General features: G+C 64.2%; 17 protein-coding genes. 9 read left to right on the top strand and 8 right to left on the bottom strand.

Going from position 1 to position 20849, the window contains the following annotated elements; all coding sequences use genetic code 11:
• Nucleotides 1-19: 19 nt before the first annotated feature.
• The 4 genes from E1832_RS13680 to E1832_RS13695 all read right to left on the bottom strand — a co-directional run bounded on the left by E1832_RS13680 (nt 20) and on the right by E1832_RS13695 (nt 5219).
• Nucleotides 20-1573, bottom strand: a complete 1554-nt coding sequence (locus E1832_RS13680; protein ID WP_206021055.1) for a hypothetical protein — start codon at nt 1571-1573, stop codon at nt 20-22.
• A 24-nt stretch (nt 1574-1597) separates the two neighbouring features.
• Nucleotides 1598-2344: a PEP-utilizing enzyme gene (locus E1832_RS13685; protein ID WP_133360322.1), complete on the bottom strand. Its 747-nt coding sequence runs from the start codon at nt 2342-2344 to the stop codon at nt 1598-1600.
• Nucleotides 2345-2430: 86 nt separating this feature from the next.
• The gene (locus E1832_RS13690) at nt 2431-3984 is read right to left on the bottom strand and encodes a class I adenylate-forming enzyme family protein (protein WP_133360323.1); all 1554 of its coding nucleotides are present in this window, start codon (nt 3982-3984) and stop codon (nt 2431-2433) included.
• Nucleotides 3981-5219, bottom strand: a complete 1239-nt coding sequence (locus tag E1832_RS13695; RefSeq protein ID WP_133360324.1) for a thiolase family protein — start codon at nt 5217-5219, stop codon at nt 3981-3983. Before E1832_RS13695 ends, E1832_RS13690 begins: the two co-directional genes overlap by 4 nt.
• A gap of 116 nt (nt 5220-5335) precedes the next feature.
• On the opposite strand from E1832_RS13695, the gene surE reads away from it, so the two are divergent.
• Entirely contained in the window at nt 5336-6106 is a 771-nt protein-coding gene (gene surE / locus E1832_RS13700) for a 5'/3'-nucleotidase SurE (protein ID WP_133360325.1), read from the top strand.
• Nucleotides 6107-6116: 10 nt separating this feature from the next.
• Here the strand turns inward: surE and E1832_RS13705 are convergent, their stop codons facing one another.
• A complete protein-coding gene (locus E1832_RS13705) occupies nt 6117-6872 on the bottom strand; it encodes a tyrosine-protein phosphatase (protein ID WP_133360326.1) in 756 nt (251 codons plus the stop codon).
• Between the two features lie 223 nt (nt 6873-7095).
• Between E1832_RS13705 and E1832_RS13710 the strand changes: the two genes are divergently transcribed.
• The 4 genes from E1832_RS13710 to E1832_RS13725 are packed head-to-tail and all read left to right on the top strand — an operon-like array spanning nt 7096 to nt 12441.
• Nucleotides 7096-8058, top strand: coding sequence for a sugar ABC transporter substrate-binding protein (locus E1832_RS13710; protein WP_133360327.1), 963 nt, complete (start codon nt 7096-7098; stop codon nt 8056-8058).
• Nucleotides 8059-8114: 56 nt separating this feature from the next.
• On the top strand, nt 8115-9689 hold the full coding sequence (locus tag E1832_RS13715) for a sugar ABC transporter ATP-binding protein (protein ID WP_133360328.1): 1575 nt from the start codon (nt 8115-8117) through the stop codon (nt 9687-9689).
• Nucleotides 9686-10699 (top strand): ABC transporter permease, encoded by a 1014-nt coding sequence (locus tag E1832_RS13720; protein ID WP_133360329.1) that lies wholly within the window; start codon nt 9686-9688, stop codon nt 10697-10699. Before E1832_RS13715 ends, E1832_RS13720 begins: the two co-directional genes overlap by 4 nt.
• Nucleotides 10699-12441, top strand: coding sequence for an acyl-CoA dehydrogenase family protein (locus E1832_RS13725; RefSeq protein ID WP_133360330.1), 1743 nt, complete (start codon nt 10699-10701; stop codon nt 12439-12441). The genes E1832_RS13720 and E1832_RS13725 overlap by 1 nt, the downstream gene beginning before the upstream one ends.
• A 141-nt stretch (nt 12442-12582) precedes the next feature.
• Here E1832_RS13725 and E1832_RS13730 read toward each other — a convergent pair whose 3' ends face one another.
• Nucleotides 12583-13365 carry an SDR family NAD(P)-dependent oxidoreductase gene (locus E1832_RS13730; protein WP_165978891.1) on the bottom strand — a complete coding sequence of 261 codons (783 nt, stop codon included), beginning with the start codon at nt 13363-13365 and terminating at the stop codon, nt 12583-12585.
• 107 nt (nt 13366-13472) lie between these two features.
• On the opposite strand from E1832_RS13730, the gene E1832_RS13735 reads away from it, so the two are divergent.
• Nucleotides 13473-14513 carry a zinc-binding dehydrogenase gene (locus tag E1832_RS13735; RefSeq protein ID WP_165978892.1) on the top strand — a complete coding sequence of 347 codons (1041 nt, stop codon included), beginning with the start codon at nt 13473-13475 and terminating at the stop codon, nt 14511-14513.
• Nucleotides 14514-14594: 81 nt separating this feature from the next.
• Entirely contained in the window at nt 14595-15056 is a 462-nt protein-coding gene (locus E1832_RS13740; RefSeq protein ID WP_165978893.1) for a cupin domain-containing protein, read from the top strand.
• Nucleotides 15057-15130: 74 nt separating this feature from the next.
• Here the strand turns inward: E1832_RS13740 and E1832_RS13745 are convergent, their stop codons facing one another.
• A complete protein-coding gene (locus tag E1832_RS13745; protein ID WP_133360334.1) occupies nt 15131-15778 on the bottom strand; it encodes a GntR family transcriptional regulator in 648 nt (215 codons plus the stop codon).
• A gap of 224 nt (nt 15779-16002) precedes the next feature.
• On the opposite strand from E1832_RS13745, the gene E1832_RS13750 reads away from it, so the two are divergent.
• Together E1832_RS13750 and E1832_RS13755 are read left to right on the top strand one after the other, a co-directional pair.
• Nucleotides 16003-18120, top strand: coding sequence for a 3-hydroxyacyl-CoA dehydrogenase NAD-binding domain-containing protein (locus E1832_RS13750; protein WP_133360335.1), 2118 nt, complete (start codon nt 16003-16005; stop codon nt 18118-18120).
• A gap of 18 nt (nt 18121-18138) precedes the next feature.
• Complete coding sequence (locus E1832_RS13755; protein WP_133360336.1) at nt 18139-19326, top strand: acetyl-CoA C-acyltransferase; 1188 nt, start codon at nt 18139-18141, stop codon at nt 19324-19326.
• A 172-nt stretch (nt 19327-19498) separates the two neighbouring features.
• On the opposite strand, the gene E1832_RS13760 is transcribed toward E1832_RS13755, so the two are convergent.
• Nucleotides 19499-20776, bottom strand: a complete 1278-nt coding sequence (locus E1832_RS13760) for an acyl-CoA dehydrogenase family protein (RefSeq protein WP_133360337.1) — start codon at nt 20774-20776, stop codon at nt 19499-19501.
• Between the last annotated feature and the right edge of the window lie 73 nt (nt 20777-20849).

Below are 20849 nucleotides of genomic sequence, written 5' to 3' on the forward strand. Positions count from 1 at the left end.
GGGGCCGATCCTGGTAAGATCAGTCGCGCAGGGCCTCGACCTCGTCGCGGGTGAGGGTCGAGCCCTTGCCCGCCAGCTTGCGCGAGCTTGCCTGCGTGATCCTGTACAAGCTGTCGGCCTGGTCGCTGCCGGCGTGGTACTTGAGCCAGGTGTCACAGAGAAACCGTGTCTCGGGCGCCACGGCCGAAGGGGTGAATTCCTGACTTTGCCTGTTGTATTCGGCCAACGTCATCTTGCCCCTGGTGGTGGTATAGACGTCGTCTTTTTCCGGCAGATTGGTGATCCCGGGATAAAGGGGACCGGCCGTCGGCGTATAGGGTTCCCCCGACAGCACAGAGTAGGGGATGGGCGTATACATCCGCGTTGGGGCATTCGAATGCATCATCATCGAATAGTCCGACAGCTTCTGGCTGGGGTTGGACAACAGACCGACCAGTTCGCCCAGAACATCGCGGCCGTATTCGTCGTTCAGCAGCGGGCGGAAGCGTTCGGCACGCTCGTCCACCTTCATCCAGTCGTCCACATCGTAGACCCCGGCAATATGCGCCAGATCCTTGATGATGGCGAAATAGGTGATCGCGCCGGCATCCATCATCTGGTCGCGGCTGTAGCCTGCGATCCGGCGCCAGAGGTTGTTCATCGCCTCTTTGACCTGCCCATCCAACCGCTTGAACGTCGCGATCAGCTCCTCCCGGCTGTTCATACCCAGCGGCATGTACCCTTCGGACAGGTTATCCGAGGCATAGAGGCCGACGCCGACCAGTTTCTCGGCCGAGAATTCAGGTTCGGCTTCGAAGCTGCCCCAGTCGTCGACCAGGTAGAAATGGCAGTCCTTGGCGGCCATGGTGACGGTGATGTTGTTGTATTCCACCCCCTTGGCGACGCCGTCGAGCCAGGGGAAATCGCTTTCGGCGAGGTCCATGAAATCGCGAACGATCATCTCGGAGGTATCGGACAGCTTGTAAGGTCCGTGGTTGTGCAGGCTGATCCGGCTTTCGCAGGAAATCAGGAAACCGTACTGCGACGCCGAGGCCATGAACTGATGCGCGGCCTCGTGCAGCTCGTCTCCGGCCTCACAGGAATAAAGGTCGGAATGAAACACCTGCGCCTGCCGCTCAGACAGGGTCTGACCCCGGTGCCCGTATTGCGCGCGGCTGATATGGCCGTCATTGCGATGCAGGGACAGCTGGAACCGTTTCCAGAAATCCATCACGTACATCACGTCCTCGATCGCATCCGTCGGCTTGATGACGCCGAGGTTGATCAGCCATTCCCGGCCCAGCAGGTAAAAATTGGGCAGACCCCAGCTGACCCCGGGCGCGCGGTGCTTCATCGCCATTTCGCGGGAACGGTCGCCCAGCTCCTCGGCGGACATGCGCGACTCGATTTTGCGCAGAAGCGACGGATAGCGGTAAAAGGCCATCAGATAGCTGAGCATCATATAGGACGGAACCGGGAACAGCTTGGATTCCTGAACGGTCCGGGTGACGCAGAGCCAATAGCTCTCATCGACGTTCTGCTGGATTAGATTGTTGGTTTCCAGCAGCTGGGTGTAATTGAGTGGCATTGCCATGTGTTTTTCCTCCCTTGGCCTGGATCAGCCGGCCGCCGCGACGCGCCAGACCTTTGCGGTCCGGTCAACGTTCTTCTGGTAATCGGCAGCGGTCTTGGGGGCCGCGGTGCATTCGATGCGCACCGTGTCGCCCTGTTTCAGGCCGCTGATCTTGGCGTTCATCACGCAGGGCACGCCGTATTCACGGGTCAGGATCCCCAGGTGCGAGCGGGTTGACCCACCGGCACAGATCACGCCCTTGAACTGCTCCAAGATCGGCGCGGTCAGCGTGCCGCCGGAATCGTCGATGATGGCGATGGTGTTTTCCGGCACCCCCTCTTCGAGGTATTTCATCACCTGCATGGGCGAGCGGATATAGCGGGCGATGCCCTCGCAATCCTGTGGGTAACGGGCCACGTTGTCGCCCTGTCCGCGCTGTTCGAGATCGCCTTGCGTCCCGGTCACCGCATCCTCGTGCTCGAAACTGAACGTGCCCATGTCATCGTCGCCGACACCCTCGATGGGTTTGTAGATGTCCGGCCGTTCCTGCGGCGAAATCGCCGCCGACCAATCGAACAGATGGCCGGCGTCCAGCAACTGCCGCTCGACCCCGGCAAAGTCTTCGGCGGTCAGCAGCCCATAGGATTTGTCGAAAACGAAGCTGTCCCAATGCCCACCCGAGGCGTCCAGTTTCCGCCGGACCAGATCCTTGACGGCGGCGTGAAACGCCTCGACTGTCGGCGAGGCATTCGCCTCTCCAAACTTGTCGGAATCAACGTAGAGTTTTGCCATAGTTCCCTCCCCTATCGCGAACCCCCTTCCTCCCCGGGGTTCGCAGAACCAAGTTTGCCGTGTTTCGCGCAGGGCTGTCAACGATGTTAAGACAAAATTGTCGAACAATTTTGATTGCCTAAACTTCCTGCGGAAATATCCTTCTTAAGCAGCGACTTAATAACTTTCCCCGCCGCATTTCTGGGCAGCGTTTGGCGCATTTGATAGGCCTTGGGGCGCTTGAAACGGGCCAGCCGGTCAAGGCACATCGCATCGAGTGATTCCGCTAGGTTGTCGCCCGCCGCCTCGGGCGCCGGAACAATCAGTGCGACGACCTCCTCGCCCCATTCCGGGTCGGGCCTGCCGATCACCGCGACCTCGAGAACTCCGGGATGGCGGGACAGCACATCCTCGACTTCTCGGGCATAGACATTCATTCCGCCGCTGATGATCACATCCTTGAGCCGATCAAGCAGGATGAGCCGGCCGGCCACGTCGAACCGCGCGGTGTCCCCGGTGTGCAGCCAGCCATCGCGCAGCGTTTCCCGGGTTGCCTCGGGGCGATTGAGGTAGCCCGACATGACCGTGGGCCCACGCACGCAGACCTCTCCGGCCTCGCCCTGCGGCACCTCTCGTCCGCCGGGATCCAGCAACCGGACCGCCGTGGCACTGCGCGGTATGCCAACCGATACCAGTGCCGCGTCGTCGTCGGCCGCGACGGCCTCGGCGATCGCGGCCTTGGCCATCGCGGTGATCGTGCAGGGCGTTTCGCCCTGGCCATACCCGTTCCAGAGCCTTGGTCCGAACGTCTCCACCGCATCGCGCACATCCTGCGCGAGCACAGGTCCGGCGCCGGTCAGAACGGTGCGGATATGACCGTCGGCCAGATCGCCGATGCCATCCCGGCGCATCCGGGCCAACAGGGGTGTGGGCGCAAAGAAGCTCACCGCGCGGCGTGCCTGCAAAATGTCGCGCATCGCCCCGGCCTCATAACCTCCCGAGGGCATCAGCACATGTTCCGCACCGCGGGCGATGAAACTGAGGCCGAACAGCCCCGACGCATGCGAGGTCGCGGCCAGATGCAGAAGGCAATCCCCGGATCCGACCGAATCCACATCGGCCAGATAGGCGGTGGACATCGCCAGCAGGTTGGCATGGCTCAGGCAGGCGCCCTTGGGGGCGCCGGTGGTGCCCGAGGTGAAAAAGATCCAGGCCGTATCGTTCAGCAGGCAGTCCGCCAGCGGGGCGGGATCCGCGGCCTCGGCGCGCGCGGCCTCCGTCGAGCCGTGTTCGAGAATGGGCAGATCGGGGCAGAGCGGCCCCAGCCCGTCGGCGATCCCGGGATCGCAGATCGCCAGGCGCGGGGCAAGATCGGCCACGATCCCGGCCATTTCCCGCGGATGCAGCGTCGCGTTCAGGGGCGCCGCAACGAAACCGCCCCACCAACAGCCGAACAAATAGGTGAAGTACCGGTCGTTGTTCTTCATCGCCAGCATCACCCGGTCGCCGGGCATCAGTCCACGCACCGCCAGATACGTCGCTATTCCGGCGGCCGAGCGGGCCAGCCCGGCATAGTCCAGCCGGACCTCGTTGCCGACGGAAATCGCCGGTCGGCCCGGATGCAGCCGCGCCGATGTGGCAAGCAGATAGGCAAGGGTCACGATGCGGCCTCGTATATTGTGATGCCGATGGCGGCCTCTTCGACGCCCATCAACCCGCCGCCATTCTCGGCCAGGGCGATCCGCGCCCCCTCGATCTGACGTGGCCCGGCCTCACCGCGCAGCTGGGTGACAAGCTCCCAGGTCTGAGCAAGCCCGGTCGCACCGATCGGGTGACCCCGGCTTTCCAGCCCGCCCGAGGGATTGAAGGGAATGCGCCCGCCAAGTGTCGTCGCGCCGCTGTCCGCCAGCGCGCCGCCGCCGCCAAGCGCGGTGAATCCCAGCAGTTCGGATTGCTGCAACTCGCCAAAGGCCGTCGCGTCATGGCATTCCACGACATCAATATCCGCCGGTCCCAGCCCCGCGATCTCATAGGCGCGCGCAGAGGCCTGGCGCGAGATGTGGCTGGCATAATCCTGCGCCGCGCGCCGCCCCCCGTGCATCAACACCGCCGCCCGCAATCGGACGGCCCGCGCGGCATTGACCCGCGCCAGCCCCCGCTTGTTGCAGACCACCGCCGCCGCCGCACCGTCGGAAATGGCCGAACACATGGGCAGGGTGAAGGGCCAGGCGATCAGCCGCGCGCCGAGAATTTCCTCGACCGAGAACGGCCGGCGAAACTGCGAGCGGTCGTTGTGCACCGAATGCCCGTGGTTCTTGGAGGCAATCCGGGCGATTTGCGCTTCGGTCGTGCCGTACTCGGCCATGTGCCACTTTGCGAACGCGGCGTAGACATCCATGAACACCGAGTGCGGGGTCTCCCGCGCGGCGGCCTGCGGCGGTGTCGGGGTGCCGAGACCCAGATCGGTGAGCCGACCGATCACCCGATCCCGCTCGCCCCGCTCCCAGCTGCCCTCGAACGCGGTCATCGACACCGCGCTGTCGGGATGCACCATCTTCTCGGCGCCGATGGCCAGCGCAATATCACATACCCCGGTCTGAACATGCCCGATAGCAAGGTGCAGCGCGGTGGTGGCGCTGGCGCAGGCGTTCTCGACATTGACGATAGGAATGGGGCCAAGCGGCACATCCCGCAGGGCGATCTGGCCACGGATTCCATATTGCCCTTCGATCGCACCCTGCACGGCATTGCCGAAAAAGGCCGCGCCCACGTCCGGCGCGCCGAGGCCCGCATCCGCCAGCGCAGCGCCCACCGCCGTTTCGGTCAAATCCCTGACAGATTTGTCCGGGTGGCGGCCGAACGGGGTCATGCCGACCCCGGCAATCCAGATATCCATGTGATCCTCCCTGAGACCGGCGGTGTCCCGACCGGCGGCTTTTCGTCTTCCTCGCGGAATCATCTAGCATACCGTCAAACAATTATGTAGGACAATTTTGCAGGAGGAAGAGAAATATGGATAGTTTGAAGAATCACAGGGTGCTCTTGGTGAATGACGATGGGATCGACGCGGACGGCATCAAGCTGTTGGAACGCGTGGTCGGACCGCACAGCAAGGAAACCTGGGTTGTCGCCCCCGCCGAGGAAATGTCCGGCGCATCGCATTCCATCTCGATGCACCTGCCGATCCGGCACCGGCAGATCGACAGGTATCACCACGCGGTCAAGGGAACGCCGACAGACTGCGCGCTCATGGGAATCTACGAAATTATGCCCGAACCACCCAGCCTGCTGTTGTCGGGCATGAACTGGGGCGCCAATCTTGCAGAGGATCTGACCTATTCCGGCACCGCTTCCGCCGCGATGGAGGGGGCTCTGCTGGGTGTGCCCTCGGTGGCGATGAGTCTGGTCCACGCCTTTGAGGATGTGCATTGGGCGACGGCCGAGAAATTCGCGCCAGAGGTGCTGGACGGCATCCTTTCAGCAGGGATCGCGCCGGGCACCTTCGTCAACGTCAACTTCCCGCCGGTGCCGCCGGACGAGGTCAAGGGGATCCGCATCTGCCGGCTGGGTCAACGCCCGCCGGGATCGTTCAAGCCGACCAAGCGCAGCGATGCGCGGCGCAAGGACTACTGGTGGATCCAGATCATGCGGGTTGAACATGAGATCGCCACCGGGACCGATCTGGAGGCAATCGAGAACAACGAGATCGCGATCACGCCGATCAAGCTGGACATGACCGCCGAGCAGTCCTTGCGAAGTCTCGAACAGGCCTTCGGGTCCTGATGTGACGGGATCAGCCTGCGGGTTCGCTGAGAAGCGCCCGCAGGTGTTTCCGCTCAGGCTCGTCCAGCCCCGCCTCGGCCATCCAGGCATTGCGGGGGCCGTGCAGCCTGCGCAACTCTTTCAGCGCCGTGTCGATATAAATCGGCATCGCACTGGTCAGCATGTGCAGGGCGGCCGGGTCGACCCCACCGGGGAACATGAAACTCACGTCGCGGCGGAAGGCGTTGGTCAGCAGATAATCCTCGACGGCGGTGGCATCGTCACACCCCGCCGCCAGCAGCGCCAGCGCCGAGCCCCATCCCGTGCGGTCCTTTCCGGACGTGCAGTGAATCAGCACCGGCTGACCGTCCGCTTCAAGGATCATGCGGAAAAAAGGAGTGTACACGGCGATATGCCTGCGCGCGAACAGCCGGTAATGGTGCGTCACTTCGACCTCGATCCCGGCGGCATCGATACTGCCCTCGGCCAAGCGGGCCAGCATGTCCCCGGTCTTTTCCGGCAGGAATCCGGGGTTCAGAATCTGCATCTGGTGGCCCTCAGGCAGACGATCGGGTTTCTTGCCCGCCTCCTCCGGCAGCCGGTAGTCGCAGATTCCGAACAGACCAAGACCCGACAAACGGTCGAGATCCGCCTCGGTCAGGTCGGACAACGAATCACTGCGATAGACCCGATTCCACCGGGTCTGACGCCCGGGACCGGCCGGATATCCACCCAGATCCCGAAAGTTGGCGGCGCCGTCAAACGGCAGGCTTCGAAGGTTCGGCATGGTAAGGCCTCCGTTTGGCTCACTTTCTTCCGCCCACTGACGGTCTCGATAGCGGCAGAGTAGGTCATTCCTTATTGTTAGACAATCTTGTCATGCAAAACCGTTGACCACTGACTTGCAACTCGACTAGGCTCTGCCCCATCGAACCTGATCGCAGACCCGGAAAAGCCGGGCAGAGGTCAGGGGGCAACTTGCGCCGGGAGGGGCGCACAGGGAGGACCACATGACAAACTTTTTGACGAAATTCGCCGGCGCCGCCGCGATAGCGGCCGGCATGACCGCAGGTGCCGCCCAGGCGCAGAATGTGAAACTGGGCGTGGTTGCCGTGAACTACAATTCACCCTCGATCCAGTTGCAGGCCGACAGCGGCATCGCACGGGCCCGGGAACTGGGCTGGGAGGTTGAGCTGTTCGACGGCCAGGGCGATCAGGTGGCAACCAACAACGCGGCGATGGCCTATATCGACCGCGGCTTCAATGCGATCCTGAATGTCGCCTCGGCCAATACGCAGATGAGCGGCGTGATCAAATACGCCGGCGAAAAGGACGTGCCCTTCGTCTCGACATTCTCGGGCCTTGTGCCGGGCATTACCGCCGACGTCGGATCCAACAACACGGCCGATGGCGTCATCGCGGCGACCGAACTCGTCGGCCGCATCCAGGGCGAGGGCCATATCGCAGCGCTCAACTGGAACGTTCTGCCCGCCCTGATCGAGCGCCAGCGCGGGCTCGAGGCCGTGATGGCCGGATATCCCGGCGTTGACATCACAAAGGTCGAAATCAAGGTGCCCGGCCAGGTGGACGATGCCTATGCGCAGACGACCAACCTGCTGCTGGCCAATGACGATATCAAGGCGATCTGGGTTGGCTGGGATGAACTGGCGGCGCCGGTGGCACGCGCCATCGAACAGGCTGGCAAGGAAGGCGAGGTTTTTGTCGTCAGTCAGGACGGTATCCCCGAGGTTCTGGAGCTTGTGCGCCAGGGCGGGCCGGTCGAACTGACCGTTGCCTATGACGTGCACCGCATGGGTGTCGTCGCGGTGGATGTCATCGACGAGGCGCTGAAGGGCAACATGCCGTCGACTTCGCTGCTGACACTGAAGCCCTGCCTGGTGACGCAGGACACCGCGCCGGCCAAAGGCGCCGCGCTCGATTTTTCCTCCTGTAGCCTTTTCTCGGGCGAGTGACCGCGGTCTCCGGGCGGCAGAGGACGCCGCCCGGAGCCTCAAAGCAGGACAAACCCATGACAGCGCAAGATATTCCTGCGGCCAGCGGCTCGGACGCCGCGATCCCCGCACCCGGCCCCGACAGCGCCCGGGAGGTGCTCACGATCAAGGGCCTGACCAAACAGTTCCCCGGCACACTCGCGCTCGATGACGTGTCCTTCGGGGTGCGTCAGGGCGAAATCCACGCCCTTCTCGGCGAAAACGGGGCCGGCAAATCGACCCTCATCAAATGCATCTGCGGCGCCTATTCGGCGACCGGCGGCGACGTCCTGATCGAGGGAAAGCCGGTCCAAATCACTAGCCCCGCCGACGCCGGCGCCGCAGGCATCGCGGTGGTGCACCAGCACATGAACCTCGTGCCGACCATGAGCGTCGCCGAAAACCTGCACCTTGGCGAAAAACTGCCCCGTCGGGCGGGGCTCCTGAATTGGTCAGAGGTCCACCGCCGCGCGCGGCAGGTGCTGGACCGTGTCGGCGTCGATATACCGACAACGGCATTGATTTCCGAGTTGAGACCGGAGCAGCACGCGATGATCTCGATCGCGCGGGCGGTCTCGGCCGAGGCCCGGATTATCATCCTGGACGAGCCCACCAATGCGCTGCTGCCGCATGAGGTCGAACGCCTGTTCGACCAGATGCGGGTTCTGACCCGCAAGGGCCATTCCTTTCTTTATGTCAGCCACCGTCTGAGCGAGGTGTTCCAGATTGCCGACCGCGCCACCGTGTTGCGCGACGGCCGTCTGTCGGGAACCTTCGACCGGAGCAATATGACCCATGCCGGTATCGTCGGCGCAATCGTCGGGCGGGACGGCGCGCTGGCCGAACGGCGGGTGCGCAGCCATTCGACTGACGGCACATTGATGCGCGTCCAGGATCTGTCCGGGCGCCGCGCCGACGGCATCTCCTTCGATCTGGCCGCCGGCGAGATCGTGGGCATCGCCGGTCTGCCCGGGTCGGGCGCAGATGAAACAATGAACCTGCTGTTTGGCCGCCGCCGGTCCACCCGCGGCGGAATCGAGATCGACGGCAAGCCTGTCCGCCTGCGCGATCCAGGCGACGCCATCGCCGCCGGCATCGCCTATGTGCCCAGAAACCGCCTTGCCGAGGCGGTCTTTCACGCTGACAGCGTGCGCGCGAACGTGACTCTGCCTAGCCTTGCCAAATACCTGCGTGAACCGATCCTCCGGCTGGTCCACAGGGGCCGCGAAGACGAGGCCGCCAGAGAGGTGACGGAACGGATGCGCGTGCGGATGCCCGGCATCGAGGCCTCGATCGACGATCTGTCGGGGGGCAACCAGCAAAAGGTCGTTCTGGGCCGCTGGCTTTCCACCGGGGCCAACATCTTTCTGCTGAACTCTCCGACCGCCGCGGTGGATGTGGGCGCCAAAAAGGAAATCTACGACCTGATTGACGAGCTGGCCCGCGAGGGGAAAGGCATCGTCTTTGCCTCGACCGAGCTGGAAGAATACGCGCTGGTCTGTGACCGCGTCTTCGTTTTCGCCGCCGGTCGCGTAGCCGGAGAACTCAGGGGTGAGGACGTGACCGAACCCAACATCATGACACTCGCCGCCGGAGGAGCACTCGCCGCATGACCGCAACAACTTCTGATAACTCCGCCGATCCGCAGCCGCGCCCCTCTTTTGACTGGATCACCTTCCTGTCTCGCTGGGGGACGCTGATCTCTCTCGGTTTGCTGATCATCCTGTTTTCCATCGGGCGGCCCGAGGTCTTCATGACCCTGCGCAACATGCTCAATATTCTCAATCAGGTGTCGATCCTCGGGATGATCGCCTTTGGTCTGACCATCTGTCTGGTCGTGGGCCTGTTCGACCTGTCCATCGGTGCCATGGCGACCTTTGGCGGCTATTTCGCGGCGCGTTTCCTGATGGAACTGAACGTCGAAAACGGCTTTGCCGTGGTGATCGTCATTCTCGTTGTGCTGGCTCTGGCGGCGCTGATCGGGATGATCAACGGGGCGCTAATCGCATATCTGGGGATATCGGCGATCGTGGAAACCCTCGCGATGAGCTTCGTCGCCACCGGTATCATTCTTGGCATCTCAGGGGGGCGCACGGTCTATGCAACGGAAATCCCCGAGGCCTTTACCATCATCGGACAGGGCAAAATCGCGGGCATTCCGAACCCGGTTCTGATCCTTCTGCTGCTCGGATTCGTGCTGTGGGTGTTTCTTGAACACACCCAGACCGGGCGCAACATGTACGCCCTTGGCGGCAATCGCGAGGCCTCGCGCCTTTCCGGGATTTCCTTTTCCCGCTATGCGCTGATCGCCATGGCGATCAGCGGCGCCTGTGCCGCGCTTGGCGGTCTGGTCGCCGGCGCAAACCTCGGCGCGGGCCGCCCGCAGGGGGTTGGCGACGTCTATTTGCTGAACGCCTTTGTCGCCGTTTTCATCGGAGCCTCGACAATGAAGCCCGGAAAGTTTCATATCCTGGGCACGGCTGTCGGCGTGCTGCTGATCGGCGTCATCAACAACGGGCTTTCTGTGATGGGTGTGCAAACGTTCTGGCAATACATCGTGCAGGGTGGAATTCTGATCCTTGCGCTGATCTCGGCGTCGTTGAACTCGGTGCGGCGCAGCTGATGGCGGGCAACCCATTTGAGCGGGAGACACTGAACCTTCTGCTGTTCGACTGGCTCAGGATCGACACCCTGGCGGAACTGCCTGCCCATCAGGGGCAGGACGTCGCCGACTGGACAGCGGTTCTGAACCTCGCCGACCGGGTTTCGAAAGAGGCACTGGCCCCGGCCTGGCGCGCCTCTGACCGGACCGAGCCGGAGCTGCGGGACGGGGTCGTCCGGGTGGAACCCGGAACCCGTGCCGCCGTGCGCACCTGGCTTGACGCCGGCTTGCATCTGGCCGCCGTGCCCGAGGATGAGGGCGGGTTGTCGCTGCCCTTTACCGTGGCGGCCGCAACCATGGCGATGAGCATGGCGTCGCATATCGCGGCGGCCTCCTTCCCGATGCTGTCGGTGGCCAATTCGCGGGTGATCCGCACCTTTGGCACGGCCGCCCAGATCGCCGCCTTTGCCGCCCCGCAACAGGCCGGCACCGCGCTTGGAACAATGTGCCTGTCCGAGCCCAACGTCGGCTCTTCGCTTGGCGATGTCGCCACCCGCGCGGTGCCGGACGGTCACGACGATCTCGGCCCGCGCTATCGCCTGCGCGGCACAAAGATGTGGATCAGCGCGGGCGGACAGGACATCACGGAGCAGATCGTCCATCTGGTCCTGGCCAAGGCCGAAGGACCGGACGGCCGTGTCATCAGCGGGTCCGGCGGCCTGTCCCTGTTCGCGGTGCCCTCTGTTCTGCCGGATGGCCGGGTCAACGACGTGGCTGTGACCGGGCTGAACCACAAGATGGGCTGGCGCGGTACACCCAACTGCGTCATGGCCTTTGGTGAAAAGACCGGCGCGCAGGGGTGGCTGATCGGAACCGAGGGACAGGGACTGCCGATCATGTTCCAGATGATGAACGAGGCGCGGATCGGGGTCGGCATCGGGGCGGCGGCGCTGGCCTGGCGCGGCTATCTGACCTCGCGCAGCTATGCCCGCGAACGGGTACAGGGTCGCGCGCTGGATGCCCGCGACGCGCCCGACCCGGTGCCCCTGACCCGCCACCCGGATGTGCGCCGAATGCTCCTGGCGCAAAAGGCGATCGCCGAGGGAAGCCTTGCGATCTGCCTCTATGCCGCTCGATTGGTCGATCTGTCCGGCGCCGGGGACGAAGAGGCGGAAACGCTCCTGGGTCTGCTGACGCCGATCGTAAAGAGTTGGCCCTCCGAAATGGGGCTGGTGGCCAATCATATGGCGATCCAGATACACGGGGGGTACGGCTATACACGGGACTTCGAGGTCGAACAGATCTACCGGGACAACCGCCTGAACCCGATTCACGAGGGCACGACCGGAATTCAGGGCATCGACCTTTTGGGGCGCAAGATGCTGTTCGATCGGACCGGCGGTCTTGATTTGCTGCTGCGCCGCATCAGCGAGACCGCGGACAACGCACCCGATGACCTGGCCGGTTGCGTCACCGCCCTGCGCGCGGCCCGCAAGGCGCTGGAAGAGGGCGTCGCCGCCGCGCACGACATGAACGACCCCGCCGCCGCGCTGGCCAATGCGACCCAGATGCTGAGCGCCGCGGGCCATGTGGTCGCCGGCTGGCTCCTGCTTGATCTCGCCTCGACCGAACGGGCGGGAGAGGGACAGAAACTGGCGTGCCGCTATTTCTCACAGTTCGAACTGCCGCAGGTCCGGGCATGGCTGGCCCCGGTCGTCGCGAAATCCGATCTGACCGCCACGCTGAACGAGGACGCCCTCTAGGCAAAGCCGGTCCGCGCCCCGCGGCCAGGGGCGCCCGGCCGGCTGCCGATGGGCCACCCGAAGATTGTACGGAAATGACGGCGAAATCTTCAGGTTCCGAACCGTCGCGATCGGCGCGGGTTCGTCCCGCGCCGACCAGCCTCACTGGCGGGCGGTCGTGCCGCCGTCGATCGTCAGGATCGTGCCGTTGCAATAGCCGGCCTCGTCCGAGGCGAGGTAAAGACAGCCATAGGCCATCTCTTCCGGTCTGCCGGGGCGGCGCATCGGGGTGATCGAATCGGCAACCGCCTCGTCCTCGAACAGGGGCAGAAAGCTTTCGACCATCCGGGTGGCAATGAACCCCGGTGCAATCGCGTTGGCGCGGATCCCGTCCTTGGCATAGGCCACGCAGAGCGAGCGGGTCAGGTTGATCATGCCAGCCTTTGCCGCCGTATAGGTATGCGCGCCGGGCAGGCCCTGATATCCGCTGATCGAGGTAACGTTCACGATCGCGCCGCCCCCCTGTTTCTGCATTTCCGGGATCACCAGCCGGCACATGTAGAACCCCGAATCGAGGTTGATCGCCATCACCTGCCGCCAGGCCTCGGGCGAGGTGTTGGCGGTGTCCTCCATCGTGCCGGGATTGTTGTCCTGGAAATTGTACCCGACCCCGGCAGAGTTCACGAGAACATCGATCCGGCCATAGGCCGCCATCGCCGCATCCACTGCTTTTTGTGCCCCTTCGGGCGTGGACAGATCGGCGGCGACAACCTGACCCTTGCCGCCTGCCTCCGTTACGCTTTTTAGCGTTTCGTCCAGATTGGACTGGGTCCGCGATACACCGACGACGCTGGCGCCTTCGCCTGCGAAAATCTCCATGCAGGCGCGCCCCACGCCGGTGCCTGCACCGGTGATCAGCGCCACTTTGTCCTTCAATCGAGCCACCGAAATTCCTCCCTCTTGAATCCCGCCCTGCAAATCAGGGCACGCCAATGGACATACACACAAAATTGTCCTACGAAAAGGAAATACGAAATTTGGGAGGATTCGTCATGGTGCAAGCGGCTGTATTTCACGGGCCCGGAAAGAAACTTTCAGTCGAGCAGGTGCCGGAGCCGGCGGCCGGGGATGGCCATGTCGTGCTGAAGGTGCATTCCTGCGGCGTCTGCGGATCGGATCTTCATGCGACACAGGAGGGCGCCTTTCTTCAGGAACAGGGCACGATCCTTGGCCATGAATTCGCCGGAGAGGTAATCGCCTCGGACGACCCGGCCGTCCCGGTCGGGCTGCGCGCCACAGCCGTTCCCGTCAATGCCTGCGATACCTGCCGGGACATGGGGTTCGGATCCTGCCGCAACGGCCTGGGAATCCTGTGCCCGGAGAACCGGATCACCGGACTGGCCAAATCCGTGCCGGGCGCCTACGCCCAAGCCGTCCGCGTCGGTGCGGAGCAGGTCGTCGCGCTGCCCGAAGGCGTATCCTATGATGAAGGCGCGCTGGTCGAGCCGCTCGCCGTCGGGCTGCATGCGGTGGACCGGGCCGATATTCCCCTGGGTGGCCGGGTGCTGATCCTCGGGGCCGGACCGATTGGACTGTCGGTGCTCGCCTTCGCGCGTCTGCGCGGCGCCGGATCGGTTGTAGTGTCCGAATATGCGCCCGCCCGCCGCGACGCGGCGGCGGCCTTTGGCGCCGACCTCGTGATCGACCCGGCCCGGACCGAGGACATCGGCGGGGCCTTCGCCGACGCCGCGGGCGCGCCGCCTGATGTGATCTTCGACTGCGTCGGCGTGCCGGGTATCATCCAGCAGGCGATCGACCTGTCCCGCCCCCAGGGCACAATCGTTCTGGTCGGGGTCTGCATGAAGCCCGATGAGATCATACCCATTTCCGCGACGCTCAAGGAACTCAGGCTGCAATTCGTGCTGGGGTACAAGGACGCCGACTTTGCCCGTGTCCTCGCCATGATGGGGCGCGGACTGATCGACGCCAAGGCGATGATCACCGACCACACCGACCTTGCCGGTCTGCCCGAGACCTTCGAAGCCCTGCGCAAGCCCGGCGGTCAGATCAAGCTGATGATCCATCCGACCTGAAACCGCCCGCCCGCCCCGGGCGCGCGCATGTACAGCAATTTCTTAACCTGGGGTCCGGACCGGACCCCGACGGAGGATTTCATGAAACGGATCATCTGCGCCGCCGCAATGGCCTGTCTGCCGGCAATGGCCAACGCAGAAATTCACGTGATCACGGACGATGCCAATGGCGTTCCGCATGTCGAAACCACGCCGTCCCCGGCCATGTCCGACGTGCCGGAGATCGGCGGCAAGGCCAATGCCGGGTTCTCCTATGCGCGGCTCTGGTCCGGGATGGAAGGGTTCGAGGTCTTTGAGGGGCACATCGCGCCCGGCGGGCGCATTGTCAGCCATGACGGACCGGACACCTATATCGGCTGTATCGTCTCGGGTCATGGCACCATGGGCAATGACGCGCCGGACGGCACCACGGTCTCGCGTTTTGATTTCGGACCGGGGGATGTGATCGTCTTCGGTCCGGGCACCATGCATCACTGGGTGAACGGCGACGAAGAGCTGGTGTTCATCGGTGTGCAGCGCCGGGCCCCCGCGGACGGGGGTTGATCTTGGCCGGGGTTGCCGCCGCCGTACCGCCACCGCCCGGCACGGCGGATGCGCGGGATCGGCCGGAGGGTCTGTCAGGAGGACCGCAACAGGTCGATCATCGCCCGGACATGGGCGCGCGCCGAAACCTCTGCCGCCGCCGCGTCGCCCGCAAAAATCGCATCGGCAATCCTCTGGTAAGAGGCGGCGCGCTGTTCGGGCGTCATGACCAGCTTGTTGCGGACAAGGTGCACATGCAGGTTGAACAGGCTCTGTTCCAGCACCCGGCTGCGGGCGATCCGGGCCAGCGTCCGGTGAAAATGGTTGCGGGACAGGATGAAATCGAAACGCTCTTCCGACAGGGCGGCGGCCGTCACGGCATCCAGCGCATCCTGAAGATCCTGACGGGCGGTGCCTTCGTCGATATGCTCGGCGGCCTGGCGGGCGGCCAAACCGACCAGCACCTCTGCGATCAGCAGGATGTTCAACGCCTCGTCCCGGGTCATCGTCATGATACGGGCACCATGGTGATGACGGGTTTCGACAACCCCCTGCGCCGCAAGCCGTTTGATCGCCTCGCGCACAGTGGAGCGGCTGACCCCGTAGCGGCCGATCAGATCGGGTTCGACCAGCCGCTGGCCGGATACATAGCGGCCCTCGTAAAGTCCACGGAGGATGTCCCGAACAATGGTTTCCGCCGCACTTGTTGTCCCTTTGGCAGAGCCGACACTTTCCTTGGCCACGCTTATTCACTTTCTCCGTTCCGATCCGACCGAGGGTAAAGCGGCATGTCCCCTCTGTCCATCCGGGCGATGCGGCCCGACAGGCAAATCAATGCCCCGGTGACCGGACGGAACGCCTGTCATGGGCGCAAAATCGTGGCGCGGCCCCTCCGCGGCACGGATGAGACGATGCGCGCGCGTCGCCCCTCTCAACTGGATATCTGAAGACATCGGGAAGGACCGACATGAGCAAGGCTGAACTGCACCGGGACGGGCGCCTGGGAATTCTGAGGATCGACAATCCACCGGTCAACGCGATCGCCCCCGATCTGGTGACAGCGATGGACGCCGCCCTGACGGCATTCGAAGCGGACACATCGCTGGCCGCCCTGGTCATCGAATGCGCCGGGCGGACCTTTGTCGCAGGGGGCGATATCGCGGCCTTTGACGATCCATCCTTCAGCGCTGGCCCCTTCAACGCCCTGCTGGCCCGGATCGAGGCCAGCGACCGTCCCGTGGTTGCGGCCCTGTTCGGCACCGTCCTGGGCGGCGGTTTGGAACTTGCCCTCGCCTGCCATGCCCGGGTGGCGACACCGACGACGAGGCTGGGCCTGCCGGAAATCACGCTCGGACTTATCCCCGGCTCGCTTGGCACGCAGCGTCTGCCCCGGCTGGCCGGCGTGGCGAAAGCCTGTGAGATGATCACCTCGGGCAAGCCGATTTCGGCCAGCGCCGCAGCGGCGGCGGGGATCGTGGACAAGCTGGCCGAGGATCATGCCCTGGCGGCGCGGGAGCTAGCCTTGCACCTGGCCGGATCCGGCGCGCCGATCCGGCGGACCCGCGCCCTGATCGCGCCGGATGCCGACACGGCCGGGGCCGTGATCGCCGAGGCGCGCAGGGCGGCGCAGGCCAGGCCCTGGCTCCCTGCCCTTGCCGCCGTGGCCGATTGCCTTGCGGCGTCGGTGCAGAAATCCTTCCCCGATGGAGAGGGGGTGGAGGCGCGGGCCTTTTCCGATCTGGTGCGCACACCGCAGTCGCGGGCCATGCGGCATCTGTTTTTCGCCGAACGCGCGGCGCAGAAAATCCCGGGCCTGAGCAGGGACGCGGAGAGGCGAACGATTTCCAGGGTCGGCATTCTGGGCGTGGGCACCATGGGCGCCGGTATTGCCATGTGCTTTGCCAATGCCGGATATCCGCTGCATCTGGTCGAAACCTCGCAGGATGGTCTGGACCGGGGCAAGGGCCTGATCGCCGCGGCCTACGCAAGCACCGTCACGCGCGGGCTGATAAGCGAAGACCAGGCGCAGGCCCGGATCGGCCTGATGACCGGTTCGACCGACATGGCCGATCTGAGCGATTGCGACATCGTGGTCGAGGCGGTGTTCGAGGATATGGAGCTGAAGCTTTCGGTCGCGCGGAAACTGGGCGCGGTGTGCAAACTGGGGGCGATCATCGCCACCAACACCTCGACCCTCGACGTGGACAGGATTGCACGGGAAACCGGCCGGGCCGGCGACGTGCTGGGCACCCATTTTTTCAGCCCCGCCCATATCATGAAACTGCTTGAGGTGGTGCGCGGCAAGGATACCGCCCCGGAGGTTCTGGCCACAGTCATGGAACTGTCCCGCAGGATCCGCAAGACCGCCGTGGTCAGCGGCGTCTGCTACGGCTTCATCGGCAACCGGATGGCCGAGGTCTATATGCGCGAAAGCGAGGCGATGCAGCTTGAGGGCGCGGTGCCCTCGCAGATCGACGGCGTGGCCGAAAATCCGGCATTTCTGGGCATGGCCATGGGGCCGAGCCGGATGCTGGACATGGCCGGGGTGGACGTGGGCGCGCGCACGGTGGTCGAATGGATCAAGAGCGGCAAGGGACCACAGGATCCGGCCTATCGTATCCTCGCCCGCACCCTCTATGAGCACGGCCAGCATGGCCAGAAGACCGGCCAGGGATACTATCGCTACGACAATCGCAAGGCCGTGCATTCCGACGACACCCAAAAGCTGTGCCGCGACCTGGCGCAGGCGCATGGCGTGACCCGCCGCGCCGCGATCCCCGACGAGGAGATTCTGGAGCGCCTGCTGTATCCGATGATCAACGAGGCCGCGCTGATCCTCGAGGACGGCATCGCCTATCGCCCCGGTGACATAGATATCGTCTGGACAGCCGGCTACGGATTTCCCGCCTGGCGGGGCGGTCCGGTCTTCATGGCCGATGAGATCGGGTTGAAGACGATCGTGGCGCGGATGGATCACTACGCCGCCGCGCTAGGCAACGAACACGGATACTGGACCGTCGCGCCGCTGTTGCGGCACCTGGCCGAAACCAACTCGCGTCTGTCGGACTGGCAGCGTCACATCTGATCCACTGGAGGGACCATCATGAGAGAAGCCGTTATCGTCAGCACTGCCCGCACGGGCATCGGCAAGGCCTTTCGGGGGGCGCTGAACGCCACCAAATCGCCCACCCTCGCCGGCCATGCGCTGCTACATGCGATCGATCGCGCCGGCGTCGAGCCGGGCGAGATCGAGGATGTGGTTCTGGGCACGGTCCTGGCCGCCGGCACGGCCGGCATGAACCTTGCCCGCAATAGCGTTCTGGCCGCGGGCGCGCCGGTCGAGGTCTCGGGGCAGACGATGGACCGGCAATGCGCGTCCGGTCTGATGGCGATTGCCACAGCGGCCAAACAGGTCATGGTCGATGGCATGGATGTCGTCGGCGCCGGCGGGCAGGAGAATATCTCGGCGGTGCAGGAGAAATATTTCGACTGGGCCTCGTCGGAGTCGGATCCGAACGTCATCGCCAAGGTGCCCCATGCCTATATGCCGATGCTCAAGACCGCCGAATTTGTCGCGCAAAAGTACAACATCAGCCGCGAGGCGCAGGACGAGTACGCGCTTTTGTCCCAACAGCGCACCGCCGCCGCGCAGGCCGCCGGGCGGTTCGACGCCGAGATTGTTCCCTTCACCACCAGCATGATGGTCAGGGACAAGGCCACGGGCGCCGTCAGCCAGCGGGAGGTCACCCTGGACAGGGACGAAGGCAACCGGCCTCAGACTAGCCTGGACTCGCTGTCGGGTCTGAACCCGGTGATCGAGGGCGGCGTCGTGACAGCCGGCAATGCCAGCCAGCTGTCGGACGGTGCCTCGGCCTGCATCATCATGGAGTCGAAACTGGCTGAACAGCGCGGCCTCAGCCCGCTTGGCACATATCGCGGCATGGCCGTGGCCGGCTGCCCGCCGGAGGAAATGGGGGTCGGTCCGGTCCACGCCATTCCCAAGCTTCTGAAACAGCACGGCCTCAAGATCGGCGATATCGGCCTGTGGGAGTTGAACGAGGCCTTCGCGGTTCAGGCGCTCTATTGCCGCGATCATCTGGGGATCGACCCGGAGATCTACAACGTCAACGGCGGAGGAATCTCGGTCGGCCACCCCTACGGCATGACCGGGGCGCGGCTGGTGGGGCATGCGCTGATCGAGGGCAAGCGGCGCGGCGCGCGGTATGTCGTCGTGACCATGTGCGTCGGCGGCGGAATGGGCGCCGCCGGGCTCTTCGAGGTGAACCTTTGACATCGTGAACGCAACAACCGGCACAGGACATCTGTGCCGGTTGCTCCAACGCCCGCAGCGCCGGGACACGCCGTGCCTCCGGGCCGCCAGGTTTCCCGCTTTGCCACGCCCCCCATCGGATCACCTGACGAGGGGGGATCGCAAAGGCGCAACCGGGCGCCTTTGCGCAGGTCTATGCGTCGGCGGTGCCAAGCGCCGCGTCAGACAGCGCCGGTCCCCAATTCAGCGCGCCGGCGGCGTCATTCCGATTGCGGTGACGTTTGTATTCCAGACGCGCGATCTGGTCGCGGTGCACCTCGTCCGGGCCGTCGGCCAGACGCAACAGCCGCGCGGTGGCATAGGCCGCCGCAAGACCGAAATCATTGCTGGTCCCGCCACCGCCGAAAATCTGGATCGCCCAGTCGATGACCTTGCAGGCCATCTGCGGCACCGCGACCTTGATCATGGCGATCTCGGCCTTGGCCTCCTTGTTGCCAACGGTATCCATCATATGCGCGGCGCGCAGGGTCAGCAGGCGGGACTGTTCGATCATGATCCGCGATTCCGCGATCCTTTCGCGGGTCACGGATTGCTCTGACAGAACCTTGCCAAACGCCACGCGGCCCTCGGCGCGGGCCACCATTTTTTCCAATGTGCGTTCCGCAAGCCCGATCAGCCGCATACAGTGGTGGATCCGCCCCGGCCCAAGCCGCCCCTGAGCGATCTCGAACCCGCACCCTTCGCCCAGCAGCATGTTGGCGGCCGGCACACGGACATTCTCAAACACCACTTCGGCGGCACGATCCGGCACCCCATAGAACCCGAAGACGGGCAGAGAGCGGATCACCTTGACGCCCGGAGTGTCCTTGGGAACAAGGATCATGGACTGCTGCCGGTAGGGATTGGCATCGGGGTCCGATTTCCCCATGAAGATGATGATCTTGCAGCGCGGATCGGTGGCGCCGGTCGTGTACCACTTATGCCCGTTGATGACATATTCGTCGCCGTCCCGGACGATGGCACTTTCGATATTGCGCGCATCCGAAGAGGCGACGGCGGGTTCGGTCATCGCAAAAGACGACCGGATTTCGCCGTTCAGGAGCGGCGCGAGCCAGCGCTTCTTGTCCTCTTCGCTGCCATAGCGCTCCAAGACCTCCATATTGCCGGTGTCCGGGGCCGAACAGTTGAACACCTCGGGAGCGAGGTGGCTGCGGCCCATGACTTCGCACAGGGGGGCGTATTCGAGATTGGTCAGCCCGGCGCCGCGTTCGGATTCCGGCAGGAACAGATTCCACAGCCCGGCCTCGCGCGCCTTTGCCTTCAGCTCCTCGACCACGGGCTGGACCTTCCATGGACCCAGATCTTCGGATTCCCGATAAAACCGCGCCTCGTTCGGATAGATATGGTCTTCCATAAAGGCTTCGATCCGGCTCTTCAGCGCCAGAGACCTTTGAGAGCTTTCAGGAATCATGTGTCGTTTCCCCTTAAAGTCATGACTTTTTCATTCTTCGCCAGCGAACCTATCACCAGCATTATCGGCAGAC

This window comes from Antarcticimicrobium luteum, assembly GCF_004358185.1.
Taxonomy (GTDB): Bacteria; Pseudomonadota; Alphaproteobacteria; order Rhodobacterales; family Rhodobacteraceae; genus Antarcticimicrobium; species Antarcticimicrobium luteum.

Coding starts and splice junctions, on each gene's coding strand:
- E1832_RS13680 (WP_206021055.1), bottom strand. CDS start 1,573: ATGGCAATGCCACTCAATTACACCCAGCTGCTGGAAACCAACAATCTA.
- E1832_RS13685 (WP_133360322.1), bottom strand. CDS start 2,344: ATGGCAAAACTCTACGTTGATTCCGACAAGTTTGGAGAGGCGAATGCC.
- E1832_RS13755 (WP_133360336.1), top strand. CDS start 18,139: ATGAGAGAAGCCGTTATCGTCAGCACTGCCCGCACGGGCATCGGCAAG.
- E1832_RS13735 (WP_165978892.1), top strand. CDS start 13,473: ATGGTGCAAGCGGCTGTATTTCACGGGCCCGGAAAGAAACTTTCAGTC.
- E1832_RS13705 (WP_133360326.1), bottom strand. CDS start 6,872: ATGCCGAACCTTCGAAGCCTGCCGTTTGACGGCGCCGCCAACTTTCGG.
- E1832_RS13720 (WP_133360329.1), top strand. CDS start 9,686: ATGACCGCAACAACTTCTGATAACTCCGCCGATCCGCAGCCGCGCCCC.
- E1832_RS13725 (WP_133360330.1), top strand. CDS start 10,699: ATGGCGGGCAACCCATTTGAGCGGGAGACACTGAACCTTCTGCTGTTC.
- E1832_RS13740 (WP_165978893.1), top strand. CDS start 14,595: ATGAAACGGATCATCTGCGCCGCCGCAATGGCCTGTCTGCCGGCAATG.
- E1832_RS13695 (WP_133360324.1), bottom strand. CDS start 5,219: ATGGATATCTGGATTGCCGGGGTCGGCATGACCCCGTTCGGCCGCCAC.
- E1832_RS13715 (WP_133360328.1), top strand. CDS start 8,115: ATGACAGCGCAAGATATTCCTGCGGCCAGCGGCTCGGACGCCGCGATC.
- E1832_RS13710 (WP_133360327.1), top strand. CDS start 7,096: ATGACAAACTTTTTGACGAAATTCGCCGGCGCCGCCGCGATAGCGGCC.
- E1832_RS13760 (WP_133360337.1), bottom strand. CDS start 20,776: ATGATTCCTGAAAGCTCTCAAAGGTCTCTGGCGCTGAAGAGCCGGATC.
- surE (WP_133360325.1), top strand. CDS start 5,336: ATGGATAGTTTGAAGAATCACAGGGTGCTCTTGGTGAATGACGATGGG.
- E1832_RS13750 (WP_133360335.1), top strand. CDS start 16,003: ATGAGCAAGGCTGAACTGCACCGGGACGGGCGCCTGGGAATTCTGAGG.